Source organism: Dyadobacter sp. (assembly GCF_051859145.1).
In the GTDB taxonomy this organism is placed as follows: Bacteria; Bacteroidota; Bacteroidia; order Cytophagales; family Spirosomataceae; genus Dyadobacter.
This window is the reverse complement of the sequence record NZ_JBHYGF010000214.1, coordinates 1-7,381: the sequence shown is the minus strand read 5'-3', so window position 1 is coordinate 7,381 and position 7,381 is coordinate 1. Positions and strand designations below refer to the sequence as shown.

Here is a 7,381-nt window from a genome sequence, read left to right as displayed (position 1 = left end):
GGTTCCGCGTTTCGTCCCGGGTGATGGATTTTTACTTTTTCGCACGGGTTTGTTCCAATGTGGGTGATAAAACGGTTTTCAGCTATCTGATCGGTCCGCTGATGGAAGAACGTTTTATGATTTTTCTTGAAGAATACCATAAAATTTACCCTTTGACTGAGCGTGAAGTGCGGTTTATGAAGGAAGCTTACCGGTTTTTTATCCTGAATTATGTGATCAAATACGGAAAATACTTTTTCCACCGGGCTTACTGCGCCAAACTTCAGAAGGAAGCTTACGAGCTGTATTTTCCTTCCATTGAAGGTTTTGATGCCGACAAGATTCTCAAAAGATTAAATATATAGGCTTTTAAGGCCCACTCTTTCACTTCCTTTACTATGGTTCTTGACAATTTCAGATCAGTAATTTCCAAGTACGAAGTCATATTCTTTGACGCATTCGGTGTTTTGAAAACTTACAACGGATTGATCCCCGGCATTGAAAAAACCTTCCAATATCTGAACGATACCGGAAAGGATTTTTATGTTGTGACCAATGATGCATCCCGCAGCCCGGAGCAGCTCGCTGATTCGTACTTGAAAATGGGAATTACCGATGTAACTGCCGACCGGATCATTTCCTCGGGAATGCTCGCGCGGGAGTATCTGGATTACAAATTCCGCGACGGACTGGTAGCCTACGTAGGTACCGACAATTCAGCACATTACATTGAAACGCTGGGCTTGAAAACAATTTCAATCCGCCAGGTAAACCTGGACGATGCGGCGAGTATCAATGCGCTCGTGTTCCTGGACGATGAAGGCTTCGATTGGAATACCGATTTGACTAAAACCCTGAATCTGCTACGCAAACGCAACATTCCAGTGATCGTTGCCAATACGGACAAAACTTACCCTGCCTCAAAAAACCGCCTTTCCATTGCAGTAGGCGCATTGGCAAAAATGATTGAAGATACAATCGGCAGGCAGTTTATCCGTTTCGGAAAACCTGATCCGCAGATGTTTATTTTCGCTTATCAACACATTAAAAACTATCCAAATGTAAGTAAGCGAGATATCCTGATGGTGGGGGATACTTTGCATACGGACATTCTCGGAGGTAACAAATTCGGGCTCGAGACTGCGCTGGTGTTAACTGGAAATACGCAGGCCGAAGATGCCGAAGTGCGTATCAGGGCTACCGGTATAATTCCTACTTATATCTCTGTTTCGGCAGTCGTGGAATAGATTTTCTTTCCTCTTGATAAAAGCTTTGTGCATTTGATTCCGGTAAAACTATTTTTACCGGAATTTATTTTTTTACCTAAATACACACACATGTTAGCGAAAACTTATGGTAGCGCCGTGTTTGGCGTAGATGCCACGATTATTACAATTGAAGTGAATGTAGGTCAGGGACTTGGCTTTTTTATGGTCGGTCTGGCTGATAGCGCGGTGAAAGAAAGCCAGCAGCGGGTAGAAGCTTCTCTCAAATACTTTGGCTACAAAATGCCGCGGCAGAAGCTTGTGGTGAACCTGGCTCCGGCCGATATCCGCAAAGAAGGCTCCGCCTACGACCTCCCCATTGCACTCTGCACGCTCGTTACTTCGGAACAATTAACCTGCGAACGCAGCCTGGAAGATTACATTATCCTGGGTGAGCTGTCGCTAGACGGCATTTTGCGGCCCATTAAAGGTGTGTTGCCAATTGCCATCGAAGCCAGAAAGCAGGGATTCAAAGGTTTGATCCTGCCAGCAGAAAATGCACATGAAGCCGCGATCGTCAATAATATCGATGTAATACCAGTTGAAACCCTTCCTGACGCGATTGCCTTTTTCGAAGGAAAGCTGGACATCCCGCCGGTGAAGGTAGATACCCGGGATTTGTTCTTTGCCAGCCAGAATGAATATGATGCGGATTTTGAGCATGTGCAGGGTCAGGAAAATATCAAACGTGCATTGGAGATCACCGCTGCGGGCGGGCACAATGCAATTATGATTGGTCCGCCGGGAGCCGGTAAAACCATGCTGGCGAAGCGGATACCTAGTATTTTGCCGCCGCTCAGTCTGCCGGAGGCACTGGAAACAACCAAGATCCATTCAGTAGCAGGCAAGCTGGGGCAGCGGGCCACGCTGGTGTCGCGCCGGCCATTCAGAGCCCCGCACCATTCTATTAGTGACGTGGCACTGGTAGGAGGAGGCAGTTACCCGCAGCCAGGTGAAATATCGCTGGCGCATAATGGTGTTTTGTTCCTTGATGAACTTCCCGAGTTTAAGCGGACGGTACTCGAAGTAATGCGGCAGCCGCTGGAAGAACGGAAAGTATGTATTTCACGGGCTAAAATGGCGGTGGAGTACCCGGCCAACTTTATGCTTATCGCGAGTATGAACCCTTGTCCCTGCGGGTACTATAATCATCCCGATCGCGAATGTGTGTGCGGGCCGGGTGTTGTTCAGAAGTACCTCAACAAAATCAGCGGCCCGCTGCTCGACCGCATTGACCTGCACGTAGAAGTTACTCCCGTTTCTTTCGACCAGATTTCATCGACCCGAAAGTCAGAAAGCAGCGCCGAGATTCGTGAGCGGGTAATCCGTGCGCGGCTTATGCAGACGGAGCGGTTTAAGGATAAAAAAGAGATCTATTCCAATGCGATGATGACGCCGGAAATGGTGAAGGAAATCTGCGTGATTGAGGAAGCCGGAAAAATGCTGCTGCGCAAAGCAATGGAAAGGCTGGGATTTTCCGCCCGCGCCTACGACCGCATCCTTAAAGTCTCCCGCACCATCGCAGACCTCTCCGGAAGTGAGGATATCAAAGTGGAGCACCTTGCGGAGGCGATACAATACCGGAGTTTGGACCGGGAGAACTGGGCTGGGTGACATTGCCGATTGTCTGTCTTTTAACCTTAAACTTTATTAAATTTGGAAACACAACTTTTAGAGCGGCAACTTTTAAAAACAGAGATGGGCAAGCAAATGGTATCGGACATTCTCAATGAACCGGATGCGTATTTCGTAGTCCAGGCGGTAACCGACGTTCTAAATAAAGAGCGAGAGCGGCGAGTCAAATTTTACAATGACATAACCGAAGAGGAGAAGGTCGAATTTGTTAATGGAGAAATCATTGTGCATTCTCCGGTGAAAATGAGCCATAATCGGGCAACGCTTCTGCTTGCTCAACTGTTGAATATCTATATTGTCAAGAACGAGTTGGGTTTCGTGGGTATTGAGAAAGTAATGATCAAGCTGACGCGCAATGATTACGAGCCGGATATCTGCTTTTTTAAAAAGGACAAATCAATTTTCTTTTCGGAAGACTTAACACTTTTTCCAGCGCCGGACCTTGTTATAGAAATTCTCTCAATTTCAACTGAAGTCCGTGACAGAGGCATCAAATTCAAAGACTACCAAGCTCATTCTATTGAGGAATACTGGATTGTTGATCCCGAAAATCAAACTTTGGAACAATACCATTTAGAAGGAGATGAGTACAAGCTCATATTGAAGTCCGGCAATGGAACTGTTACGAGCTTCGCTGTGAAAGGCTTTCAAATCCCGATTCAAGCTATCTTCAATGAAGCCGAGAATCTGAAAGTCCTTCAAAACTTCTGAAAAAACTCAAAGTTCCTCTACACTCACTCCACCCAGCTCCTGGAAAAGCGTTTGCCAGTAATGCGTGATATGCGGGTTGTTTTCTTTGGTGGAGGCGGTTGGTTCAAATGGTGAAACGATGGTGACCTGCGGTGAGCCAATTGTGTATTGATCCAGCTTTTTGGTATCCGCTTTTGCATCTGCCTCGGCTTCTGCGTCATCTTTCGGCGGCTTGATGTGAAAATCCCTTCTGTCCGCACCTTTCACACTTTCTACCATATCACTGAAATAATACACTTTCACATCAGAGCCGCTTTCACCGGCTTTTGCGATAACAGGCAAGCTCGCCCAAATGTCGGTTTGCAGGTTGGAAGCTCCTGTATTCTGCTGGTTTAGTTTAGCCAGCAGCTGACGCAGGTAAATGCCTTTTTCTTTTTGTAACGAAAGCTGAAATGCAGTTTCAATTCCTTCCCGGTCTGTTGCATTCGCACTTTCCATATTGTCCTTTTCACTTCTTACCGTCAGCGACAATGCGCGCGCTTTTGAGGTGTTTTCGTGAATAAAGTAGACTTCCAGCCTATCGCCTTTGTTCCGCATATTGGTTTCCACAATGTCCGTCAGTGCCTGGCGGTATTTGTCATTCACGTAGTTTTTATCTACATGCACGCTTTGCGTTTTATCCAAAAAAACCAGTGTGTAAACAGGCGCATCAGGAATCTCTTTCGCTTCTTCTTTTTCTCCGCCGCACGAAAAAAGCGAAACCGAAACGCTGAAAAGCAAAAGAGCAGCAAATAGCCGCGCCTGTTTTTTGTTTGAGAAGTTGTTTGTAAAAAGCTGATTTGTCCGAGGTTTCATAGGGTCATTTTTATTTGGCTAAAACTAATCTGTTCATAGATAGCACACAACGCCAAACGGGTGAGTGGTGGAAATATTTTAGATAAAAACAGAAAACCCTTCAAAACGTGTGCCTTGAAGGGTTTTTTGTATAAAGATCTATGTGATCAGCGGCCTATTTGTGCTGGTCCTGGATAAGCTCAACGAGCTCTTCTGAAATACCGGTTGAAGAGTAGCCACCGTCGTGATACAGGTTTTGCATGGTAACAAAACGGGTCAGATCGGAGAACAAAGTGATTGCATAATTGGCGCAATCGTCGGCAGAAGCATTACCCAGCGGGCTCATTTTATCAGCAAAATCGTAGAATGCATCAAATCCCGCGATTCCCGACCCTGCTTTTGTCTTGGTAGGAGATTGTGAAATGGTATTGATCCGCACATTCTTGGCTTTTCCGTAGCGGTAACCGTAGCTGCGGGCAATGCTTTCCAGCAATGCTTTTGCTTCGGCCATATCATTGTAGAAAGAGTAGGTTCTTTGGGCCGCAATGTAGGATAATGCCACAACAGAACCCCATTCGCTCAATGCATCCTGCTTTTCAGCCACTTGCAAAAACTTATGCAGTGAAAGTGCCGAGATATCTAGTCCTTTTTGAAACCATTCATAGTTCAGGTCGCCGTACTCTTTGCCTTTTCTTACATTCAGCGACATTCCGATTGAATGCAGTACAAAGTCAATTTTGCCGCCCAGTACTTCGGTTGATTTGCTAAAAAGGTTTTCGATATCCTCAATAGAAGTAGCGTCGGCAGGAATGATTTCGGCTTCGCATTGTTTCGCCAGATCATTGATCGCGCCCATACGCATCGCAATCGGCGCATTGGTCAATGTGAATGTGGCACCTTCTTCTTTCGCTTTCAATGCAACTTTCCAGGCGATGGAATTTTCGTCCAGCGCACCTGAAATGATCCCTCTTTTACCTTTTAATAAACCGTAAGCCATATTTTCCTCTCTATTGATTAATTAGGATAAGTCCGTTTCAAGGCGGCAAAGTAAAGCATTTTTGGTTGGTTATGCCAAAAATTTACCCACGTCCCAGCGCCGCCAGCTATCTGTTCAAGGTTGTAAAACAGCTCTTTCTACTGGTTTCATATGCAGCTTTTGCTGAAAAAACAGGTCGGTAGCATCGTACACCCCTTTTACATCTTTGGAGCGGAGCCGGGAAGCAATTACATGGTCGCCGCTTTCGGGAAATGCCTTTTCAACTTTGAATGCATCGGATGTACCCAGCAGCGGTACCATATCCTGAATCGCTTTTACAGAAACCACAGGATCCTGCTCTTTTTCATTTTTATAATAATAACCTACAAAAACAGGCATTTTGATCCGCTCGTAAACTTCCCGCCGCGAAATCACGTCCATCATCTGCTGCAAGGTAACCAGTCCGTTGGTGTGGTAACCCTGCAACCAGAACTGCGCACGTTCGGGAATGGAATCCCTGCCTTTGCTGTGCTCGCCAATTACCTGGTGCAAAATTTGCTTGCCCCACGGACCTGTGATCAGCTTTAATGTAGGGTTGGCCACTTCCATGCAGGGCGAATAAAGTACAAGTCCCTTGATTTCCGGATGCGTCGAGGCGAGGTAAACCGACAGCAAACCACCCGCGGAAGTACCTATTACAATCACACGATCACCCAACGCTTTCCCGAATGCCAATGCACGTTTGGCGCCGGCCAGGAAGTTGTTGGGGGTTAAATCGTCAAATGCACTGGTATCGGCAATACCGGCGTCGTGCATGCGCGCCAGGTACAGATTTGCTCCATACTTTTTTGCCAGATCCTTGTGAACAGGATCACCTTCCGCCCAGCTTGCGCCGAAGCCGTGGATATACACAATACTGTAAGGAGTTTTTTCCTTCTTGCCGCTGTCGGCCCAGATAATGCGGGCTTCATTGTCGGTTTTAATGTGCGGAACTGCTTTTTCCGAATGGTTAATTTCCTGTTCCAGCTTTTGAAGATCAGTAGTAACAGTCGGCAAAACCGGCGTGAGACGCGCTTCGGGAACCTTCGGGCCCAGGTAGTAAACAATGCCGAGCAACAGAAAAATGGCGACCAGCCAAACCAGAAATTTTAACATCTTTTATGATTTAAGAAGGTTTATCAATACTATCTTGCAAACATAATTTAATATCTTTTCTATGCCCAATCTGCTACTAGTTGAGGACGATGCAAACCTGGGATCGCTGCTTCAGGAATATCTGATCGATAAAGGCTATCCCACCGACCTTGCTACTGACGGACAGAAAGGATGGCAGTCTTTTGTCGATAAAGAGTACGATTTATGCATTTTCGACGTGATGATGCCTAAAAAGGATGGATTTTCTCTGGCAAAGGAGGTAAGAATGAGCGGGCGCGACGTACCTATCATTTTCCTGACTGCCAAATCGATGAAAGAAGATACCATGCAGGGTTTCCGGGTAGGCGCGGATGATTATGTAACCAAGCCTTTCGACCGGGAAGAATTACTGCTCCGGATAGAAGCGATTTTGCGCCGGTACAAGAAACAGCCTGATACCAAAGAAGAGCTGAAAATTTATCAAATCGGTAAGTATCAATTCGATTACAGCCACCAGCAACTTTCTGCAAACGACAAATCTGCCAGGCTGACGAGCAAAGAATCCGAGCTGCTCCGCCTTTTTTGCCAAAACCTTAATCAACCGATTAGTCGCAGCTATGCATTGAAAACCATCTGGGGCGACGATTCCTACTTCAATGCGCGCAGTATGGACGTTTACATTACCAAGCTCCGCAAGTACCTCCGCGAGGATCCTTCCATTCAGATCATGAATTTGCACGGGGAGGGTTTTAAGTTGATGGTGGGGTAAATAAGGGCCCTTTGTCACCCTAATTTCTATGATAAAACCAAGTGATCTTGATAGGTTGCTTGGTTTTTTATTAGGGCAAAGATGATGTGGACAATTTTG

Annotated in this window: 7 protein-coding genes and 1 pseudogene; 5 read left to right on the top strand and 3 right to left on the bottom strand. The window is 46.1% G+C overall.

Features of this window, described 5'->3' with window-relative positions; translation table 11 throughout:
• The 4 genes and pseudogenes from ACTIE6_RS13480 to ACTIE6_RS13465 all read left to right on the top strand — a co-directional run.
• Window positions 1-344: pseudogene (locus ACTIE6_RS13480) on the top strand (hypothetical protein); the annotation flags it as partial.
• Between the two features lie 33 nt (window positions 345-377).
• Window positions 378-1,226: a TIGR01459 family HAD-type hydrolase gene (locus ACTIE6_RS13475; protein WP_439557134.1), complete on the top strand. Its 849-nt coding sequence runs from the start codon at window positions 378-380 to the stop codon at window positions 1,224-1,226.
• Between the two features lie 90 nt (window positions 1,227-1,316).
• A complete protein-coding gene (locus ACTIE6_RS13470; protein WP_439557133.1) occupies window positions 1,317-2,858 on the top strand; it encodes a YifB family Mg chelatase-like AAA ATPase in 1,542 nt (513 codons plus the stop codon).
• Between the two features lie 42 nt (window positions 2,859-2,900).
• Entirely contained in the window at window positions 2,901-3,590 is a 690-nt protein-coding gene (locus ACTIE6_RS13465; RefSeq protein ID WP_439557132.1) for a Uma2 family endonuclease, read from the top strand.
• A gap of 6 nt (window positions 3,591-3,596) precedes the next feature.
• Here ACTIE6_RS13465 and ACTIE6_RS13460 read toward each other — a convergent pair whose 3' ends face one another.
• From ACTIE6_RS13460 to ACTIE6_RS13450, 3 genes are all read right to left on the bottom strand, one after another.
• Complete coding sequence (locus ACTIE6_RS13460) at window positions 3,597-4,424, bottom strand: hypothetical protein (RefSeq protein WP_439557131.1); 828 nt, start codon at window positions 4,422-4,424, stop codon at window positions 3,597-3,599.
• A gap of 154 nt (window positions 4,425-4,578) precedes the next feature.
• Window positions 4,579-5,400: an enoyl-ACP reductase FabI gene (locus tag ACTIE6_RS13455; RefSeq protein WP_439557130.1), complete on the bottom strand. Its 822-nt coding sequence runs from the start codon at window positions 5,398-5,400 to the stop codon at window positions 4,579-4,581.
• Window positions 5,401-5,514: 114 nt separating this feature from the next.
• On the bottom strand, window positions 5,515-6,534 hold the full coding sequence (locus tag ACTIE6_RS13450; protein ID WP_439557129.1) for an alpha/beta hydrolase: 1,020 nt from the start codon (window positions 6,532-6,534) through the stop codon (window positions 5,515-5,517).
• Window positions 6,535-6,595: 61 nt separating this feature from the next.
• Between ACTIE6_RS13450 and ACTIE6_RS13445 the strand changes: the two genes are divergently transcribed.
• Window positions 6,596-7,282, top strand: coding sequence for a response regulator transcription factor (locus tag ACTIE6_RS13445; protein WP_439557128.1), 687 nt, complete (start codon window positions 6,596-6,598; stop codon window positions 7,280-7,282).
• The last annotated feature ends 99 nt before the right edge of the window (window positions 7,283-7,381 follow it).

Bases quoted from the DNA above. Each gene is read 5' to 3' on its own strand.
- ACTIE6_RS13475 (WP_439557134.1), top strand. From the start codon at position 378: ATGGTTCTTGACAATTTCAGATCAGTAATTTCCAAGTACGAAGTCATA.
- ACTIE6_RS13470 (WP_439557133.1), top strand. From the start codon at position 1,317: ATGTTAGCGAAAACTTATGGTAGCGCCGTGTTTGGCGTAGATGCCACG.
- ACTIE6_RS13460 (WP_439557131.1), bottom strand. From the start codon at position 4,424: ATGAAACCTCGGACAAATCAGCTTTTTACAAACAACTTCTCAAACAAA.
- ACTIE6_RS13455 (WP_439557130.1), bottom strand. From the start codon at position 5,400: ATGGCTTACGGTTTATTAAAAGGTAAAAGAGGGATCATTTCAGGTGCG.
- ACTIE6_RS13450 (WP_439557129.1), bottom strand. From the start codon at position 6,534: ATGTTAAAATTTCTGGTTTGGCTGGTCGCCATTTTTCTGTTGCTCGGC.
- ACTIE6_RS13445 (WP_439557128.1), top strand. From the start codon at position 6,596: ATGCCCAATCTGCTACTAGTTGAGGACGATGCAAACCTGGGATCGCTG.